At 67.1% G+C, this 18,490-nt stretch carries 15 protein-coding genes; 5 read left to right on the top strand and 10 right to left on the bottom strand.

The window, feature by feature from the left end; translation table 11 throughout:
* Positions 1-2 precede the first annotated feature (2 nt).
* Positions 3-1,328, bottom strand: coding sequence for an outer membrane beta-barrel protein (locus tag LLW23_RS08335; RefSeq protein ID WP_228948327.1), 1,326 nt, complete (start codon positions 1,326-1,328; stop codon positions 3-5).
* Positions 1,325-1,942, bottom strand: coding sequence for a polysaccharide biosynthesis/export family protein (locus LLW23_RS08330; protein WP_228948326.1), 618 nt, complete (start codon positions 1,940-1,942; stop codon positions 1,325-1,327). The genes LLW23_RS08335 and LLW23_RS08330 overlap by 4 nt, the downstream gene beginning before the upstream one ends.
* Positions 1,943-2,254: 312 nt before the next feature.
* Here LLW23_RS08330 and LLW23_RS08325 point away from each other — a divergent pair, with 312 nt between their 5' ends.
* On the top strand, positions 2,255-2,902 hold the full coding sequence (locus tag LLW23_RS08325; RefSeq protein WP_228948325.1) for a sugar transferase: 648 nt from the start codon (positions 2,255-2,257) through the stop codon (positions 2,900-2,902).
* Here the strand turns inward: LLW23_RS08325 and LLW23_RS08320 are convergent.
* The 4 genes from LLW23_RS08320 to LLW23_RS08305 are packed head-to-tail and all read right to left on the bottom strand — an operon-like array spanning position 2,896 to position 7,769.
* Positions 2,896-4,101, bottom strand: a complete 1,206-nt coding sequence (locus LLW23_RS08320) for a glycosyltransferase family 4 protein (RefSeq protein ID WP_228948324.1) — start codon at positions 4,099-4,101, stop codon at positions 2,896-2,898. The genes LLW23_RS08325 and LLW23_RS08320 overlap by 7 nt on opposite strands.
* The gene (locus tag LLW23_RS08315) at positions 4,098-5,297 is read right to left on the bottom strand and encodes a glycosyltransferase family 4 protein (protein WP_228948323.1); all 1,200 of its coding nucleotides are present in this window, start codon (positions 5,295-5,297) and stop codon (positions 4,098-4,100) included. The genes LLW23_RS08320 and LLW23_RS08315 overlap by 4 nt, the downstream gene beginning before the upstream one ends.
* A gap of 4 nt (positions 5,298-5,301) precedes the next feature.
* A complete protein-coding gene (locus LLW23_RS08310) occupies positions 5,302-6,300 on the bottom strand; it encodes an endo-1,3-alpha-glucanase family glycosylhydrolase (RefSeq protein WP_228948322.1) in 999 nt (332 codons plus the stop codon).
* A complete protein-coding gene (locus LLW23_RS08305; RefSeq protein ID WP_228948321.1) occupies positions 6,297-7,769 on the bottom strand; it encodes a DUF6418 domain-containing protein in 1,473 nt (490 codons plus the stop codon). The genes LLW23_RS08310 and LLW23_RS08305 overlap by 4 nt, the downstream gene beginning before the upstream one ends.
* Positions 7,770-7,873: 104 nt before the next feature.
* Here LLW23_RS08305 and LLW23_RS08300 point away from each other — a divergent pair, with 104 nt between their 5' ends.
* Positions 7,874-9,307, top strand: coding sequence for an oligosaccharide flippase family protein (locus LLW23_RS08300; RefSeq protein ID WP_228948320.1), 1,434 nt, complete (start codon positions 7,874-7,876; stop codon positions 9,305-9,307).
* Here the strand turns inward: LLW23_RS08300 and LLW23_RS08295 are convergent.
* Both LLW23_RS08295 and LLW23_RS08290 read right to left on the bottom strand, forming a co-directional pair.
* The gene (locus LLW23_RS08295) at positions 9,294-9,992 is read right to left on the bottom strand and encodes a hypothetical protein (protein ID WP_228948319.1); all 699 of its coding nucleotides are present in this window, start codon (positions 9,990-9,992) and stop codon (positions 9,294-9,296) included. The genes LLW23_RS08300 and LLW23_RS08295 overlap by 14 nt on opposite strands.
* Positions 9,904-11,142, bottom strand: coding sequence for an acyltransferase family protein (locus LLW23_RS08290; RefSeq protein WP_228948318.1), 1,239 nt, complete (start codon positions 11,140-11,142; stop codon positions 9,904-9,906). Before LLW23_RS08290 ends, LLW23_RS08295 begins: the two co-directional genes overlap by 89 nt.
* 102 nt (positions 11,143-11,244) lie before the next feature.
* Here LLW23_RS08290 and LLW23_RS08285 point away from each other — a divergent pair, with 102 nt between their 5' ends.
* Complete coding sequence (locus tag LLW23_RS08285; RefSeq protein WP_228948317.1) at positions 11,245-12,366, top strand: glycosyltransferase; 1,122 nt, start codon at positions 11,245-11,247, stop codon at positions 12,364-12,366.
* Positions 12,359-13,594, top strand: coding sequence for a glycosyltransferase family 4 protein (locus LLW23_RS08280; protein WP_228948316.1), 1,236 nt, complete (start codon positions 12,359-12,361; stop codon positions 13,592-13,594). The genes LLW23_RS08285 and LLW23_RS08280 overlap by 8 nt, the downstream gene beginning before the upstream one ends.
* Here the strand turns inward: LLW23_RS08280 and LLW23_RS08275 are convergent.
* Complete coding sequence (locus LLW23_RS08275) at positions 13,569-14,684, bottom strand: glycosyltransferase family 4 protein (RefSeq protein ID WP_228948315.1); 1,116 nt, start codon at positions 14,682-14,684, stop codon at positions 13,569-13,571. The genes LLW23_RS08280 and LLW23_RS08275 overlap by 26 nt on opposite strands.
* 70 nt (positions 14,685-14,754) lie before the next feature.
* Complete coding sequence (locus tag LLW23_RS08270) at positions 14,755-15,840, bottom strand: fatty acid desaturase (protein WP_228948314.1); 1,086 nt, start codon at positions 15,838-15,840, stop codon at positions 14,755-14,757.
* Positions 15,841-16,330: 490 nt separating this feature from the next.
* Here LLW23_RS08270 and LLW23_RS08265 point away from each other — a divergent pair, with 490 nt between their 5' ends.
* Positions 16,331-18,466, top strand: a complete 2,136-nt coding sequence (locus tag LLW23_RS08265) for a putative bifunctional diguanylate cyclase/phosphodiesterase (protein ID WP_228948313.1) — start codon at positions 16,331-16,333, stop codon at positions 18,464-18,466.
* Positions 18,467-18,490 lie beyond the last annotated feature (24 nt).

Genomic DNA, 18,490 nt, shown 5'->3' with positions numbered 1-18,490 from the left:
GGTCATTTCTGGAGGGTCAGCGTCGCCATGAGGCGATGATCGTCGAAGTTGGCGACGTTCGGCGCGCAGTTGCAACTGCGTGACAGGTAGCGATAGCCGAGCTGCGCGTTCCAATGGCCGCGCGACAGATAGGTTACTCTCGCGCCCGCGAACGGCAGATCATCGCGGCGCGTCAGGCCGCGATAATTGTCGCGGTTATAGCCACCTTCGAGGGTTGCGATGAGGTAGCGGCGCAATTCGTGATCGGCGCGAAGCGATGCGCCACGACGCAATACGCCACCCGTGCCGGGCACGCCGCTGTCCTCGATCGTGCTTTCGACGCGCGCGGTGAGCGTCCACAGGGGATTGGGGAAGACCGTGACCGTGCCGAGCGCGCCCAGGCCTTGGATCGGCCGGAAGGCGCCATTGTTGAAAGTCTGGCGGATATAGCCGACGCGTATGTCGCCGCGCACCAGCCTCGTCGCCTCGAAGCTGGTCCCGACGTACACGCCATAGCCGGTCGAATCGCGCGAGATGGTGCCGAGCGTCGGCAGGCGAAAATCGACCCGATTGGCCGTCGCGGCGCCGTAGACCGACAGCGCGGGGCTGATCGAGCGTTCGAGCCGGAGGAGCCCGCCCAGACGCGTGCGATCGCGATCACGCGTGAACAGCGTGCCGCCGCCGACCCGCGGCGCATCGCGAAAACGAACCGTTGAAAGGTCGGCGCGCACGATCACGCGCGTGCTGGCCTGTTCGATCGTGCCGCCGGCGAAGGCGTTCAGCACAGTATATTCCAGCGGCTTGGCGGCATCCACCGGCGAATCGGCCGAAAAGCGCGGGTTGATCAGCGATCCGTAACTCACCCCCGCGGTGACTCTGCTCAGCGTGCCCACAGCCACGCTGCCCTGCACGCCCGCGAGGCCTTCCTCGGTGCTCTCGCTCGAGTGATAGACATATTGCCGGAAGTCGCCGCGCGCGAAGGCCGTCACTTGGTATGGCCCGGCGCTGGTCCGCACGGTTACTTCCGGCCGAACGACCAAAGCAGTATCCGATCGCCGGCGCGCGTTATTGGCCAGCACGTTCGACGTATAAAGCCCGCCAATCGATATCCCGGGATAGACATCGAACGCGCCGACCGTGACGCCCTCGGCCGAGAAGGCGGGGAGCATGCGATCGGCTACCGCGACCTGCGCGTCACGCGCGAAGACCGAGCGCTGCGTGGTGATCGGCGGCTCGGGCGGGACGACGACGGTGGGCACGTCCTGCAGGAGCTGCGCCGCAGCCGGAGCCGCGAGCAGGAGTGCGGACGCGGTGACGAGCAGCCGCGCCGGGGACACGGATGCGATCAAAACCAGCGCTCCTTGATCCGGATCGTGTCACCGGGGGCGACCATCGTGGAGGCCGTGACCTGGTAGGCGCGCTCGAGCTCCTGGCCGGAACGCTTGATCAGCACTTCGCGAGTCTTCGCGCGATAGGTGAAGCCGCCCGCCTGGGCGACCGCGCCGAGCACCGTCAGCCCGTTGGCAAACGGATATTGGCCGGGCTTGTTGACCTCACCCAAGATGTAGAACGGGCGGGTGGTCAGCACCTCGACCGCGACACGCGGATCCTTGACGTATCCATCGGCCAGTCGCGTGACGATGCGGGTCTGCAATTGCTCCGCGGTCAGCCCGCGGACGTCGACCTGGCCGATCAGCGGCAGCGCGACGAAACCCGACCCGTCGATCAGGAACTCCCCGCCCAGCGTGGCGTCACCGAACACGACGACGCGGACGCGATCGCCGCCGGACAGCGCATAGGCGTAGGTCGGCAGATCTTGTCCGGCGACCACCGCCGGCGCCGCGCCGCCGGCCATCGGCATGCCGGCACAACCAGCGATCGACAGCGTCGATGCCAGGATCAGCGCGCGTGCCAATAATGACCGGCGCGCGCGCACGGGTTTCCCCTTCGGATGGACCGCCATGATTCTCCCCACGAATGGAATTGCTGCGACATGATCGGGCGTGTGCCCCGCCATGTCGGGTAAATCGGCGGAGATCTTGCGACCCGCCAAATAAAGCCAGGCTCATCTCCCCGTGCTCGATTCGCTTATGACGTTGTTCGCGCGGGCTATTGCTGATGTATGTTCGCGAAACCGGCGATCACTTGCGAATATTTGCGTATCATTTGTTAAGCATGTTCTCCGGCCTGATCCGAATGGCAAAAAAAGCCGTTTTTTGAATGGCCTAAAGCTCGCGTTGTGCGTTGCAGCAGCATAATTGACGAGCGAGTAGCCATGCGTACCCTGCCATCCCTCCAAACCATATCGCACCGCCGACCGCGCCTGACGCGGTTCGTCGATGTCAGCCTGGCGCTAGTGGTGCTGTTGATGTTGGCACCGCTGATGCTGGGCATCGCGTTGGCGGTCCGCGTGATTGACCGGCAGTCACCCATCTACGGCCATCGTCGCTATGGGCGCGGTGGGCGGACGTTCCTGTGCTACAAATTCCGCTCGATGGCGGTCGATGCGGATGCCAGGCTTACTCGCCTGCTCGCCGCAGACCCTGCGGCGCGTGCCGAGTGGCAGCGCGATCACAAGTTACGCCGCGACCCGCGCGTGACGTCGATCGGACGGTTCCTGCGCAAGTCCAGCCTCGACGAGCTGCCGCAGCTGTTCAACATCCTGCGCGGCGAGATGAGCCTCGTCGGGCCACGACCGATCGTGGCGGCCGAAGTGCGCCGCTATGGTCGTCGCTTCGCGGATTATTGCTCGGTGCGGCCGGGGATCACCGGGATCTGGCAGATCAGCGGCCGCAACGACACCGGCTATCGTCGCCGTGTCGCGATGGACAGCATGATGGCGCGGCAGATGTCGCTGAAGCTATATGGCCGCGTGCTCGCCGGCACGGCGGTCAGCGTGCTGCGCGGGAATGGCGCTTACTGAGCGCCGGCGTCAATCACGCGATCGTACACGTCGGCAAACGCCGACGCGACGGCTTCGGGTGTCGTGCGTGCGACGACCCGCGCACGTCCTGCTGGTGGCGCAGGGCGATTGCCGTCCAGCACCTGCCGCATCCGCGCCGCGAGTGCCGGCACGTCGCCCGACGGCACCAGCCAGGCATCGTCGGCAATGATCTCCGCGATCCCGCCGCTGCGCGCACCGATCACTGGCACATGCGCCTGATACGCCTCCAACACCGTCCGCCCGAGCGGCTCGGCCCATAACGACGGCGCGATGAGCACGTCGATCTGGTCGAACAGCGCCTTGGGCGTCGCGAAGCCGAGAAATTCTACGGGCAAGCCGCGCGCGAGATCCTCGTACCGCGCCGCACTGCCGAGCGCCGCGCCGGCGATGAGCAACCGCCACCCGCCTGCCGGCAAGAGTCGCGCTGCTTCCAGGAGCGTATCAACGCCCTTCTCCGAGCTCAGGCGGCCGAGGTAACCGAAGGTGATCGGCCCGCTCAGCGCCGGCTTGGCATAATCGTCTTCGATTCCCGCAACCTGCGCGGTATTCCAGATCACGTGGCGTCGATCGGCCGGTACATGATCGAAGAAACCGTAATGGAGATGCCGCGCGAGCACTTCCTGGCCCACGGCGGTCACCGCGGAAACAAGCCGCTGGTCATAGCCCTTGGTGAACGTGAGCACGCGGCATTTGAGGTGGCGGTGCGTACATGGCCCGGTCTCGCGATACATCGAGCTCGCTGCGCACAGCAGATCGAAATCGCGCAGCGTGTGGACGATCGGCACGCCGCGCGCGTGCGCCGCACGCCACACGCGAGTCGATATGTCGACGAGCGAATGGGTGTTGATCACGTCCGGCCGGAACTGCTCGATCACCGCGCCGAAGCGCTGCTCGATCACGCGGTTGAACTGCTGCTTGAACTTTGCCCATTCGCGCGCGCGCTGGCCGTGCGCCGCCCAGTCCTCCAGCCAGAAATCGTTGCCGTGCGGCAGGCGGAATACCTCGACGCCGTTGCGCCGTTCCTGCATCGGCTCGCCCGGCGTCAGGCACGCCGCCGCCACGTCGCAGCCGGCCGCGACTTGCGCCTCGGCGAGCATGCTGACCGAGCGCTCCGCCCCGCCGACGATGTGCGGCGGGTAAAGGCTCGATAGATGGAGGATGCGCCGCGGGCGGCTCACGCGGCGCGTGCCCGGCGCAAGACATCGGCGTAAAGCGTATCATAAGCGTCGAGCATTCGCGTCGGCGTCACCGCACCGAGCACCGCATCGAACGCCGGGGGGCGCGGCAGCGCGGCGCGGCCGGCCTGCATCACTTCGATCATCCGCGCCGCCCAGGCCGCCGGATCGCCCGCGGTGACGAGCCATTCGTCACCGACCGTGCCGACCAGATCGGCAATCGCGCCGAGCCGCGAGCCAAGCACCGGTACGCCGCGCGCGAACGCCTCGACCACCGTCAGCCCGAACGGCTCGAGCCACACCGACGGCACCGCGAGCACGTCGACCGTATCGAGGAATGCGCGCGGATCGGTGAAGCCGACGAACTCGACCGGCAGCCCTTCCGCCAGCGCCCGATACCGATCGTCGCCCTCCTGCGCGCGCCCCGCAATACGCAGCCGCCACCCTGTTGTCGGCAGCGACCGGCAGGCGGCGAGCAACGTCTCGATGCCTTTCTCCGGCACGAGTCGGCCGAGGAAGCCGAACACGAAATCACCGTCGCGCCGTGGCGGCATATGCCCCGCCGGCACGTCGACCGCGTTCCAGATCACGCGCGCATGATCGTCGGGCAAATCGCGGAACAGTCCGAATCGACGATGCACGTCGAGCACTGGCTGCGACACTGCGGCGACCGCATCGATCTGCCCCGCGAATCGCGCCTTCCACGCCGCCGCCACGCGGCATGCGGCATGCTGCGTGTCGCAGACGCTACCATTGCGGAACAGCGAAGCGCGCGAGCACAGCAGATCGTAATCATGCAGCGTATGCACCGATCGCGCACCCGCTCGCGCGACCGCCGCCCAGATCATCGGCGGCAGTTCGACCATCGAATGCGTATGAACGATATCGGGCCGGAACGTCGCGATCGCGCCCGCGATATCGGCGGCGGCGCGGTAATTGGCCATTTGCGCGACCTTGTTGGCGGTCCGCAGCACGCGCGGGCTGGCGAACACGTCCTCCATCCAGATGAGGTTGCGGCTCGCTTGCGGCAGCACCGCAACGCCGTGGCGTTCGCCCGCCGGCTCGGCATGGCGCGTGAGATACGCCGCGCCGACACTATGCCCGCGTGCAACTTGCGCCTCGGCGAGCATCTCGACGATGCGCTCCGCCCCACCGACGACATGCGGCGGATAAACCGAACTGACGTGCAGGATACGCATCGTCTCAGCGCGCCAGGAAACGGCGCGAGGCGGCCGCGGTCAACTGCAGATAGCGGTCGCCATGTTCGCGCGATGGCTCGATCTCCGATCCCTCGTGCCATTCGTTGAAGCTGGTGACGAGCACCCAATCGGCCTCGTGTCGGATCGCGGCGTCCCACAACGCGCGATACGTGCCACCCTCGGCCCGCGCCACGGTCGGGCGTGGCGATTTGCGGCCGGGCACCAGCGTATCGTCGAAACCAGGGATGACGGTCGCGCAGAACAGCTGTTCGCCGATGCGGCGCTTCCACGCTGGATAGGTGCGATCGGCCCAGCGCGTCATCTCGGCCGGCTTCATGCCCTTCACGTAGGGTGCAAGCACATAGACATGGATTCCGTCCATGCTCGGCGCCCAGGCGGCGAAATCGGCCTCTTCGCGCGGCGAGACGTCGCCCACGAGAAACGCATTCCCCGCGGCGCGGCGCCATTCGCGCGCCGGTAGATCGCGCAGCGCCTGGAGGTACAGGAACAGCACCGGCCGCCCGCGCACGCCGAGCCACGCCGGATGCCGCGCGTATTTGGTGCGCAGATACGTGATGTCGCGCGCCGCACCGGCCGCGCCACCCTTCTGCTGTTCGAGATAGACGGTGATCTTCAATCCCGCCCGCTGCGCCGCATCGAGGATCGCCGGCAGCGCCTGATCCTCGAACGAATCCCCGCCCCACCAGCTCACGATCAGCCCGGTCAGCCCCGCCGCCTTCGCCTGCGCGACATGCGTGGCGATCACGCGTGGATCGTGGCTGTCGTACATTCCAAGCGTGGGATGATTGACCGTCGGGCTCTGCCGTGGCGCCTCGCCGTTTGGCCCCTGCCAGTGAAACCAGCGTCCGCTCGTCGTCGGATTGGCGTACCAGGGATAATAGAAAGCCAGCACTTCGCGCGGGAAGCGGCGTGCGGGAGCGGTCAGCGCGGGCGTGGCGGCGAGCGCCAGCCCGGCGCCGACGATGGTGCGTCGCGTGATCATGCGGTGCGGCTCCGGCGGAACCATGCGGCGCGCTCGCGGCCGGCCTCCGCAGTGACTTGCGCGCGGTTGAACGCCAGCAGGACGATCTCGATCGTGGCGAACAGCAGCAGTCGCTTCACTTGCCCCGGCGCCGCGATCGGCCACAGCGACGCCTGTTGCGCGGCGACATAGACCTGCAGGAACGTCCATACCGCGAAGAACAAAGTGAGCGGGAAGGCGGAGGCGAAACCTCGCCGAAGGAACAGCGCCGCCAGCGCCAGCAATATGCCGAGGAACGTCATCACCGCCGCCACGCCGAGCCAGCCGAACGTGACGAGCGCCATCGCCTCGGTGCCCATCGTCAGCTGCACCCAGCCGCCGTTCTTGCGAAAGCTGTCGGCAAGCTTGGCGGGGGCGTATCGCTGGATGAAATAATAGGTTTCGACGCTGTTGGCGAAGGCCGTCGCGGGCGGCGATATCGCGTCGAGCGTTTCGATGTTGCGATTGACGAGATACGTGTCCCAGTGCGTCATGCGCCGCGCATCGCGGGTCGCGACGAACCACAATTCGCCCTGTCCGGCGATCCGCTCGCCGACCAGCGTCATCGTGCGGCCAAGCGGCAGCCGGCCATAGCCCGAATAGATATGCAGCGTTGCCGCGAGCGCCGCGAACAGCAGCGCCAGGACCGGCGGCGCGAGACGGAGCATCGTCCCCGCCAGCCGCCCCTGTCGCGCCAGCAGCAGCGGCATCGCGAAGAACGATACTTCCGCCAGGATCGTGAAGAACTTGTCGCCGAACAGGAAATACGTCCCGGTCAGGCCTAGGAACACGCCCGTCGCCGCAGGCTTCAGCATCGGGCGATAACCAGGCGCGAAGGCAATGGCGCCGAGCATCGCGGCGAGCAGGAATTTGTTGTCGAGCAGGATCAGCACCAGCGGGCTGCTGTATTCGCGCCGATACAGGAAGCGATCGACCCCATCGAGCAGCGGAAAGCCGGTCTGCGCGCCGTTCAGGAACGCGATCGCGCCGAGCGCGGCGCACAGCGCGACCACCGGCCAGCCAAGCAGCGCCACCAGCCGATCGAGCATCGGCGAGCGCGCATAGGCGATGAACAACGCCTCGAACCGGCGGAACACCAGCGCGAAGACGATGAAGAACACGGCGGTGAAAGCGACGAACGATGCGCTCGCGTCGCCCGGCGCGCCGAGTCGGTTGACTTCAGGCATGTACGCGCCAGCCTCGATCACGAGCAGCGACAGCATCGTCGCGCCGCGCGTGATCACGAGTGGCAGCAACAGGATCAGCCCCGCGGCGCTGATCCTGCCGATCAGCACCAGCAGGCATCCGAACAGCAACAGCGACGTCCACGAAAACCACGGGCTCGCCACTGCCGCCGCCGCGAACCAGTTGAGCGCGAGCGCGGTCGTCAGGGCGACCAGGCCGCCGAACGGGATCGGCGTTCGGGGCGCCGCATGCGGGTCTGCGGTCAACCGGTCGCTCCTTGCCGTACGGCGGTCCTCGTACGGGCACGCCCCGCCATCGAATGTGTCAAATGAGGCAGGGGGCACGGCCGCCCCGGCGCAGGGGGCAGGCCGTGCTCGGCAAGAACATCCTCTCGATGTCGGGGCTCAGCCTCTATCGCAACATCATCCAGTTCGGGATGAACATCGCCATCGCGGCGTTCGTTTCGCCGGGGGATTACGGTCTCGTGGTGTTCACCGCGCCGTTCCTGGTGCTGGTAGCGATGCTGACTGACCTCGGCATGACCAGCGCAATCACGCGCGCGCCGAGCCTGTCGAACGACGAGGCCGGCGCCGCGCTGGGCGCGATGATGACGGGCGGGCTGGTGTGCGCCGTGTTGCTGATCGGCGCTGCGTGGCCGATCGAGCGCGCGATCGGCATGGCGGGGCTCGCGCCGGTGATGGCATCGATGGCCGGTGTCGTGCTGCTGTCGATCACGTCCGCCACCCCGCGCGCGCTGCTCGAACGCGAGCTGCGCTACGCCCGGATCGCCGGAATCGAGGCGGCGGCGATCGCGGTGGCGGCGGTGGCCGGCGTCGTTGCGGCCTTCTCGGGCGCCGGCATCTGGTCGCTGGTGCTGTACAATCTGCTGACCCAAGTGATCCGCCTCGCCGCCTACGGCTGGCACGTGCGCGCGACATTGCGCCCCAACCTGCAGTTCGGCAGGCTCGGCACCTTGCTGTCGTTCGGCGGCTGGGTGCTGGGCAGCAACCTGCTCAACTTTTTCGCACGCAACAGCGACAATCTGCTGATCGGCGCTTGGCTGGGGGCGGCCGCGGTCGGCGTGTACGGCCTGTCCTATCAGTTCATGCTCGCGCCGCTGATGGCGATTACTTGGCCGACGAGCGGCATCCTGCTCGCCACGCTGCGCGATCGCGATCCGCACGGGCCGGCGGCGCAGGCGATGGTCGAGAGCGTGCTGTCGGCGACCGCGCTGCTGGTGATCCCGACGATGCTATACCTCATGTTCGGGCTGGCGTTCCCGATGCGCGCCTTGCTTTCCGATCGCTGGGCGCAGGTGCCAGCGATCGTCTCCTGGCTGGCCCCGGCTGGCGCGCTCCAGGCGATCGCGTCGTACAATGGCGCCTTGCTGATGGTGGCGGGGCGCGCGCGGGCGCAGTTCGTGCTGACGGTGGTGAACGTGGTGCTGCTCGTCGCGACGTTTGTGCTCGCGCTGCCGTTCGGGCTGATGGCGCTGGTGAAGGCCTATACGGTCGTCGTCAGCCTGCTCAGTTTGGCCTTCATCGCGATGATGGTGGCGCTGACCGGGCTGGGGCTGCGACGCCTGGCCGGGGCCATCGCGCCGGCGCTTCTCGCGTCTGGGCTTGGTGTGCTTGCGGTGGTCGGTGTCGGAGAGGCGCGCTCGGCGAGTTGGCTCGGCTGGGCCGGCGCAACCGCCGCTTATGCCGTGGCGGTGCTCGTCGCATATGCTGCGCAGCACCTGCACGTCCGCCGCACGCTAGCGGTGCTGCTCGGCCGGACGTCGGAGCCTGCTACAAATACGTAGCCGGCACGTAGCGACCAGCCGCGAACACCGCCTGCGTCTTGGCGGCGCGCACCACGCCGACCGAATAATCGACCTTCGCCTTCTGCAACGTGTGATGCACCGCTTCGATCGTGTCCTGCTCCCCATCGCGCTCGGCATCGTCGAGGATCAGCGCGAAATCGGGCGGCAGATCGCCGTCGAGCATGGTCAGGATGCCGGATCGCGAATGTCGCGGCGTGCCGCGCGGGCCGTCGCACGAGATCACGTCGAAGCCCCGACCGGCGCGCGCAGCGGCCCAATCGTACGTCATCGCCGTGTGCCCGCCGATCCGCGCCGCGCGCAACGGCGTGACGAGCATTTCGTGGTCGACCTGCGCGCCGATCCGGGCGCCCCAGTCGGCATTGTCCTCCAGCGTCAGTACATCGCCGACCAGCCCGTGCTTCTTGAGGAGCGACCACATCAGCGTGCTTTGTCCGGCGCCGATATCGAGCACCGAGGTAGGGCGGAATTCCTTGCCGATGCGCAGGATCAGATACAGCAGGCTGTAATTCGCGGCCCCGCCGATCGGAAAGAAGCGATCTTCCTCGCCGAGCTGCGTTAGCTCGCGGCGAAACAGGTCACGATAGATCGCTTCCAGCCCTGGCTCGGCGCTGAAGGGGCTGGGCCGCCCGGCGAGACGGCTCAGGCGGCGACGAAGCAGGGACATGCGAGGATCTCCGGTCGGATAAGGTGCGGCGCGCGGCGGCGACAGTGATTGGGCGCTCGATCCAGCGGTACGCGACGAACCCGAGCGCAACGGCAGCCGCGATCGTCGCGATGACGAGCAGCCAGCCCGGCGCGTCACGCACCGGCGCCAGCTTCTGCGCCAGCTTCTCCATCACGATCAGCGCGAAGGGGTGGAAAAGATAGAGCGAATAGGAGGCGTCGCCGAGTCGCCCGAAGGGACGCGCAAGCCGCGGCATCGCCGGCTCGCGGCCAAGTACCGCCCCGGCCAGCACCGCGGTGACCGGCACGCCAGCCGCGAAGACGCGCGGCCAGGCGTTGGCAACGGTCTCGCCGGCGCGCCCGTCGAAGACGTGCAAAGGATCGAGCAGCAGCGCGATCAGCCCGGCGCCGACCAGTGCGAGGCGAGCCGCGCCCGGCAGAACGACGCCGCGTGCGAGCAACGCGCCGATTGCCAGCCCAAGCCCGAAATCCATCAGGATCGGCCGCGTCCAGAACCACAGTGCCGACCCCGTCGGCACCCAGCTGCCAACCACCACAAGCGCGACCAACATCACGGCGAGATACGAAAGAGCTCGGCCGCGCGGCCATGCGACCACCAGCGCCAGCAGCGCATAGAAGAACATCTCGTAATTGAGCGTCCAGCCCAGATCGTAGATCGGGAACAGCTGCCCATCGCCAAGCGTGTCCATGGGCAGGAAGGCGTAGGAGGCAAGGGTCACCCCCACGCCGGGCAACGCGTCGCCGCCTTTCAGCGCAGCGGCCGACAGCAGCAGCAGGAACAGCGTCGTCACCAGCCAATAGAGCGGCACCACGCGCACGAGGCGCCGCCGCAGGAACTCCGCCCGCGCACCGGGACGGGCGAATAGCGTGCGCGAGGCATGGACCATGATGAAACCGGAGATCACGAAGAACAGGTCCACGCCCGCGCCCCACGGCACGATCGTCGACCGCGCGAACGTGCCGCCCGACGCCGCAACGACCCCGCCGACGGCGCTTTGGCTATGCCCGATCACCACCATCAGCGCGGCCAGCCCGCGCATCACCTGAACGCTCCACAGCGTCTGGGCCGCGGCCGGCGGCACCGCGCCTAACGGCCGCACGTCCGGCCTCGCGTAACTGCCCTCGTCCATGCCCCGACCGACCACATCGCCACGCCAGTCGATGCGTCAAATGACACGGGTGCCGGCCGGGCGGGCCCGTAGACGTCGAGCAGGCGAAGCAATGGGTAGTGTATGAATATCCTTCACATCGCCGAATCCGCGAAGGGCGGCGTCGGCACCTATCTCGCCGAAATCCTGCCGTGGCAGGCCGAACGCTTCGGCAGCGATCACGTCCGCGCGCTGGTGCCGGTGCAGCACGCCACGCACATTACGGGGATCGATCGCCGCCAGCTTGTCACGTGGCGCCGAGCGGATCGTTCAATGACCGGCGTCCTGGGCTTCGCCGCCGCGATTCGCGCCGAGGTCGAGCGGTTCCGCCCGACGATTGTCCATGCGCATTCCAGCTTCGCCGGCGCGGTCGTCCGGCTCCTCTATGGCTGGAAGCGCGCGCCGTTCGGCATCGTCTATTGCCCGCACGGCTGGGCGTTCGATCGGCGCTCTCCGACGATCAAGAAGCGTGTGCTCGAGCGCATCGAGCGGAGCCTCGCGCCGCTGGCCGATCGGATCGTGCTGATTTCCGAGCACGAGCGACAGGAGGCGCTGCGCATCGGCATCGCGCCGGAAAGGCTGACGCTGGTGCTGAACGGCATCGCCGATTGCCCGCCCGCCCGCCCCGCCAAATGGGAGGATGATCGTGTGCGTGTGCTGTTCGTCGGCCGGCTGGACGAGCAGAAGGGGCTCGATACGCTGCTCGACGCGATCGAGCCGATCAACGATCGGGTCGCGGTGCGCGTGATCGGCCGCGCGGTGGCAGGGCCGGCGGCGCAGCCGCGGCGGCGCCAGAACCAGGTCGAATATCTCGGCTGGCGCTCGCTTGCCGAGGTCTCGACCGAGATTGCCGCGGCGGACGTCGTCGCAGTGCCGTCGCGCTGGGAAGGATTTGGGCTCGTTGCGCTGGAGGCGATGCGCGGCAATTGCGCGGTGGTCGCATCGGCGGTTGGCGGGTTGCGGGAGATCGTCGTCGAAGGCGAGACGGGGCATCTGATCCCGCCCAATCAACCCGAACGATTGATGAAGGCGCTGGCGGCGCACGATCGGCCGACATGGCGCGCGATGGGGGCAGCGGGCCGCCTTCGCTACGAGACGTTGTTCACGGCGCAGCGCATGAACATCGAACTGGCCGCGCTCTACGCCGAACTCGATTCGGCGCCGGCTGAACGCCGCGAAGAGCCTGCGCCCGCCGCTTATGCCTGACGGCCGCGCGATCATCGTGTCCGACTATCTCGGCGGAGACAGCGCGGCGACGGGCGGGGCGGGGCATGCCGCGCTCGACAGCTTTCGCGCGCTTCGGGCGGCGGGCGCGGACGTGCGGGTGGTCGCCGGATTCGGCTCGGCGCCCGATATCGAGAGATCGCGCTTCGCCAGCCTGGGCGGCGGAGATTTGCGGACGCAAGGCGCGCGCGGCGCGCTGCGCACCATCTACAATCGCGACGCAGGCGATCGGATGGCGCGCGAACTCGCCCATGAGGATCCCGCCACGACGCTGGTCATCCTGCACCAGTGGACGCGCTATCTGTCCCCCGCCGCCCTGGGCGCGCTCAGCCGCTTCCCGACGATGATCTACATGCACGACTATTTCTGGCCCTGCCCGAACGGCGCCTATTACGATTTCCAGCAGGCGCGGCCCTGCGATCGCCAGCCGATGGGCGCGCGCTGCCTGGCGGCCGATTGCGATCGACAAGGACGCGGGCACAAGGCCGGCCGCGTGCTTCGCCAAGCCGCGCGCGAGGCCGTGACGCGCGGGTCGCCCGAGCGGCGGCTGTTCCTTCATTTGTCGCAAGGCGCGCTGCACACCGCCGCGCCGCTGCTACCACACGAGCGCCATGTGATCGTCCACAACCCGCTGGTACTGCCTGAAGCCGCCCCGCCGGCCGCGCCGCCCGCACGCTATGATGTCGGCTATTTCGGGCGGATCGAGCCCGAAAAAGGCGTCGGCCAGTTGTTCGAGGCGATCGCGCGGCTCGATGTGTCGGGGCTGCTGGTTGGCGAAGGATCGATGACCGCGCATCCGCCGAAGGGTGCGCGGATCGTCCGTCGCGCTTGGCAGGCGCGCGCGACCATGGCGGATGCGATGCGCTCGTGTCGCGTGGTGGTGTTGCCCTCGCTGTGGAACGAGACCTGGGGTCTGATCGTCCCCGAGGCGATGGCGGCGGGCGTGCCCGTGCTCGTGTCGACGCGCGCCGGTTCTGCCGAGCTCGTCGCCTGCTTCGGGGGTGGGGCGACGTTCGATCCGGGGATCAAGGGCGATCTTGCCGCGAAGCTCGCCGGATTGCTGGCGCGTGATCCGGCGCCGACACGCGAGCGGGCGGCGATGCGCGTCTTCCTGTCGCCCGAGCGACACGCCGCACGCATCCTGGATCTCGCGCAGCGCTGTTTCGGCATCGAGCTGTGCAGCGCTACGCAGCGCCGCGACGCGGCATGATCTCGGTCAGCTCAGCAACCAGCTTGCGCCCTGCGGCGGCCCAGGTGAATGTCGCCGCCCGCGCATGCCCGGCGGCGACCTTGGCAGCGCGCACCCCTGGCACGTCCAGCGCCAGGACGGCAGCCTCCCATTCCGCCGCATCGTCCATGCCGGCATAAATCACCGCGTCGCGGCAAACTTCCGGGATCGCGCCGGCCGGTGCGGCGACGACCGGACAGCCGCACAGCATCGCCTCCACCGGCGGCAGGCCAAAGCCCTCGGTGCGCGACGGATACAGCAGGCAATGCGCGCCCTCGTACAGCGCCCGCAACTCGCCATCGCTGACCCCGCTCGCGAAGATCGCTCCTGCCGGCGCGATCAGCCCTCGTGCCGCCAGCGCTGCGCGCGACGGGCCGAGTACGACGAGCGGCAGATGCGCTAGACCGTTCCGCGCGAACGCCTCGAACACGATCGCCACGTTCTTGTAGCGCGCCGCCGACCCGAAGATCACCGCATAGCCCCGCGCGGCAAGCCCGTGCCGCGTCAGAACCGCATGATCCGCCGCTGTCTCGAGGATATGATCCGCGCCATTGTGAATCACGCGCGTTGCTTCCGGCTCGGCGATACCGAACGTCGCCAGGCTGTCACGGGCATAATCGGAGACGGTCAGCACGATCCGGCTGGTCCGTGCGCCGCGCGGCACCAGCGCGCGATAGCCCCAGCGCAGCTTGGTCGAATAGCTTTCGGGTGACAGGCGGAATTGCGCGTCGTGCACCATCGTCAGCTTGTTGCGATGGAGCGCGGGCGCGAGATTGGCGAAGCTCGCCAGCACGCCGTCACGTGCGACGCGCGGCAGGATCAGCTGTTCCCAGGCTTGCGTATGGCCGGCACGCTGCGGCACCGGCACGATGTGCGTGAAACTCGGCGCCCAGTTATCCCACTTGGGCAGCAGCAGCCGCATGTCCCACCCCGCCGGGGCGGCGCCTTCAACCGCCAGCCGGTCGAGCTCGCGCAACAAGCGATCTGCAACGCGGTGGACGCCGTTGGTCGCGCCCGAATAGAATTTGCCGTTGATAAAAAGGTGAGGCGGGCTGACCGCGGGGTTCGGCATGGCTTGCGCTACGCCCCACCCCCGCCGGTACGATTAACAATAGACGCAGCCGAACCAAGGCGGCGCGCGCTCAGGCCGTGCGGCGCGCTTCCCGGAACGATACCAGCCGGTTCGCCTGTTCATCCCACAGCACCAGCTTCACCGAACGCAAGCTCTGCCGGATCGTCAGCCGATTGATCGTGGCCAGTTCGGGCCGTGCGCGAAGCACCTTGGGCAGGCGGTAAAAGGGAATCCCGCTGCACAGGTGATGGATGTGGTGGATGCCGATGTTCGCGGTGAACCAGCGCAGCACGGCGGGCATTGCGTAATGCGAACTGCCGTACAGCGCCGCCTCGTGGAAGCCCCAGCCCTTGCTCTCGCGCCAGTACGTCTCTTCGAACTGATGCTGCACGTAGAACAGCCACGTCCCGATCGTTGCCGCGATCAGCGTGATCGGGAGCTGGATGAGCAGGAAGGGCTTAATACCAACGAGCAGGATCAGCCCGGCCGCAAACGCCGCGATCGACAGATTCGTGCCCATCGTGCTGGCCCATGGCCGCCAGCCGTCGCGCATCAGGCCCAGCGGCAAGCGATAGCGCAGGAAGAACAGATAGGCCGGCCCGACTCCGAACAGCACGACCGGGTGGCGATACAGCCGATACTTTGCCCGCCCCCACCAACCGAGATCGGCGAATTCGCGCACGGTTAGCGTATCGACATCGCCGATCCCGCGGCGATCGAGGTTGCCCGTGCCGGCGTGATGCATCGCATGGGTGCTACGCCAGAATTCATACGGGCTCAGAGTCAGCACGCCGATGATGCGCCCGACCCAGTCGTTCGCCCGCCGCCCCTTGAAAAAGGAACCGTGCCCGCAATCGTGCTGGATCAGGAACAGCCGCAGCAAGAACCCTGCCGCAGGCACCGCCAGCAGCAGCGTCAGCGCATAATGCACGTCCAGCGTCAGCCACATCAGCAGCCACATCGCCGCGAGCGGCGCAGCACTTACGGCGAGTTCGGCCGCACCGCGCACGTTGCTCGGTTCGCGAAACGACGCGACGTGCCGCGCGATTTCCTTGAGGTTGAGATCGGGCACCGCCAGCGACGGGGCAAGGCTGACGTGGGAGTGGCTGGAAGGGACCGGGCCAGTGGAAACCAGGGGATCGAAGTGTTTCAACATAGATTGAACCATAGCGTCAAAAATCTCTCAGGCGAGACCGTGTTCAACGCGGCCAGGCGATTGCCGCGACGCCCCGGTGCCCCCGGGCTGGCTGCAGATGCCGGCGACGTGAAGTAAGGGGATCTCATGCATGGCATAACAGCGTCGCGGGCGAAGCGTTGTTCCGCCGGAATCGCGTCACTGGCAGATTAAGCGCGGTCGTGGACGGCAAGGTATCCTATGCGACTGGTTCGGCGGCGTTCCATTGCGGCATCGAACGGCCAGACCACGACCGCGATTGCACAATCGAACAGCCGGAATGATGCTGCCCCTTTTCAACAATTCGCACCGAGTTGGTTGTTTCATATATATTTAAGCGCGCCAGCAATAGGCCAGATGTGTCGCGAATCGCCGCGCTGGATGAGGATTAGAAGAGTTGCGGCACCTCCCTTCCAGAGAGTTGTTTACCAGCGCCGCACCGGCTGGTGTGGGGAGCCTTACGGCAAGGGACATGAAGGTGATTGCGCATGCGCTGCGGCATGACAACCAGATTGGCAACAGCCAGACCGGTCGGCGCCTGATCACCGACCGGGCACGTACCGATGGGCTGGAGGCGGTGCTCAGTCGCGCGCGCGTCGGTATCCTGCACCGCGATTTCGATCGTCACGTGTTGCTGGTCAACAATGCGTTCTGCGCGATCGTTGGGCGCTCGCCTGCGGATCTGGAGGGGGTGCCGTTTGAGCATTTCACGCATCCCGACGATCTCGAACGATCACTTAAGAAGTATAGCGATCAACTGGCACTGGCGGAGCCGTTCGAGATCGAGAAGCGCTATATTCGCCCGGACGGTTCGTTCGTCTGGTGCAATGTCCATGTGTCGTTCGTGCTCGATCCTGATGGCTGTCCGCTCTCGACCATCACGATCGTGTCGGACATCACGGCCCGTCGCGAAGCGGAAACCGCGCTGCGTAACAGCGAGGAACGCTTTCGTCTCGCCGCACAAGCCGCAGGGCTCGGCATCTGGGATTATGACGCGGTGCGCAATCGCCGCGAATGGTCGCCCGAGTTCAAGTCGATGCTTGGCCTGCGCGCGGATGTCACGCCGAGCGTCGCGACCGCGCTGGCGCTGGTGGTGCCCGAGGATCGGCCGCTGCTCCAGGCTTTGGTCGACTCCGCGCAGGCTGGCGACACGAGCGCGCGCTTCGAGGTCGTCCTGCGGGTCGATCGGGCCGACGATGGCGCGCGGCGCTGGATGCGTACCGACGGCTGGCGCATCCATGCGCCGTCCGGCCAATTGGAGCGCGTGCTGGTCACGATCCGCGACGTGACCGACGAGCGCACCGCCGAGGAGCGGATTCGCTGGACCGCGAGCCACGACGCACTGACGCGCATCGCCAACCGCCCGTTCTTCACCGAACAGCTCGAAGCGGCGATCACGCGGGCGAAGGACGGCAGTCAGATCAGCCTCGTGCTGCTCGACGTCGATCACCTCAAGGAAGTGAACGATACGATCGGCCACGATGCCGGCGATGTGCTGCTGCGCGTCTTCGCGCACCGCCTGAAGCGCGCGTTCGGGTATAAGGCGGTCGTCGGGCGGCTGGGCGGCGACGAGTTCGCGGTGCTGCTCGAAGGCGTCGCGCGCGACGAGGTTGCGATGCTGGTCGAGCGGGCGCTGGAGACGCTTCGCCAGCCGTTCGAGCATGAAGGCTATGCGTGCGACACGCAGGCAACGGCGGGCGCGTCGGTCTATCCGAACGATGGGACGACGGCGGCCGATCTGCTCAAATCGGCGGATATTGCGCTGTACGTCGGCAAGAACGGCCGGCGTGGCGAACTGTCGATGTTCGAGCCGGTGATGCGCGCGGGGATCCAGCGGCGCGCCTCGATGCTCAACATGGCGCGGATCGCGATCCGCGACGAACTGGTGGTGCCCTTCTATCAGCCCAAGCTGTCGCTCGAGACGCGGCGCGTGGTCGGGTTCGAGGCGCTGCTGCGTTGGCGTCATGCCAAATTGGGTATCCAAGGGCCCGACACGATCGCCCCCGCCTTCGACGATTTCGGCCTCGCGCTGGGGCTGAGCGATCGCATGCTGGAGTGCGTCGCACGCGATCTGCGCCGGTGGCTCGACGATGGGATCGATCCGGGCCGAATCGCGGTCAATATGTCGCCGGCCGAATTCCGGCACGATCAGCTTGTCGAACGTGTCCTGGAGCCATTCGCGCGGTGGGGCGTGCCGTATGAACGGATCGAACTCGAGATCACCGAAACCGTCCTGCTCGATCGCGACACCGATCGCGTCGGCGCCATGCTCGCGCGTTTCCGGGACAAGGGCGTGACGATCGCGCTCGATGATTTCGGCACTGGCTTCGCGTCGCTCACTCATCTCAAGACGTTCCCGGTGGACGTGCTCAAGATCGACAAGAGCTTCGTCACCAACCTGTGCGACGGGACCGAGGATGCCGCGATCGTCGATTCGATGATCGATCTGGCGCGGCGCCTGAAGATCGATGTCGTCGCGGAGGGCATCGAAGGCGAGGAACAGGCGCGGTACCTCACTGCGCAGGGCTGCGGATACGCGCAGGGCTATCTGTTCGGCCGTCCGGCGCCGGCCGATACCGTGCCCGGTCTGCTCGCGCCCTTGATGTAAAAGGCGGGCGAAACGCCATGATTC

The sequence above is a fragment of the Sphingomonas radiodurans genome (assembly GCF_020866845.1).
GTDB lineage: Bacteria > Pseudomonadota > Alphaproteobacteria > Sphingomonadales > Sphingomonadaceae > Sphingomonas > Sphingomonas radiodurans.
This window is presented reverse-complemented; position numbering and strand designations above follow the sequence as displayed.

Bases quoted from the DNA above. Each gene is read 5' to 3' on its own strand.
- LLW23_RS08330 (WP_228948326.1), bottom strand. From the start codon at position 1,942: ATGGCGGTCCATCCGAAGGGGAAACCCGTGCGCGCGCGCCGGTCATTA.
- LLW23_RS08325 (WP_228948325.1), top strand. From the start codon at position 2,255: ATGCGTACCCTGCCATCCCTCCAAACCATATCGCACCGCCGACCGCGC.
- LLW23_RS08315 (WP_228948323.1), bottom strand. From the start codon at position 5,297: ATGCGTATCCTGCACGTCAGTTCGGTTTATCCGCCGCATGTCGTCGGT.
- LLW23_RS08310 (WP_228948322.1), bottom strand. From the start codon at position 6,300: ATGATCACGCGACGCACCATCGTCGGCGCCGGGCTGGCGCTCGCCGCC.
- LLW23_RS08295 (WP_228948319.1), bottom strand. From the start codon at position 9,992: ATGTCCCTGCTTCGTCGCCGCCTGAGCCGTCTCGCCGGGCGGCCCAGC.
- LLW23_RS08290 (WP_228948318.1), bottom strand. From the start codon at position 11,142: ATGGACGAGGGCAGTTACGCGAGGCCGGACGTGCGGCCGTTAGGCGCG.
- LLW23_RS08285 (WP_228948317.1), top strand. From the start codon at position 11,245: ATGAATATCCTTCACATCGCCGAATCCGCGAAGGGCGGCGTCGGCACC.
- LLW23_RS08280 (WP_228948316.1), top strand. From the start codon at position 12,359: ATGCCTGACGGCCGCGCGATCATCGTGTCCGACTATCTCGGCGGAGAC.
- LLW23_RS08275 (WP_228948315.1), bottom strand. From the start codon at position 14,684: ATGCCGAACCCCGCGGTCAGCCCGCCTCACCTTTTTATCAACGGCAAA.
- LLW23_RS08270 (WP_228948314.1), bottom strand. From the start codon at position 15,840: ATGTTGAAACACTTCGATCCCCTGGTTTCCACTGGCCCGGTCCCTTCC.
- LLW23_RS08265 (WP_228948313.1), top strand. From the start codon at position 16,331: ATGAAGGTGATTGCGCATGCGCTGCGGCATGACAACCAGATTGGCAAC.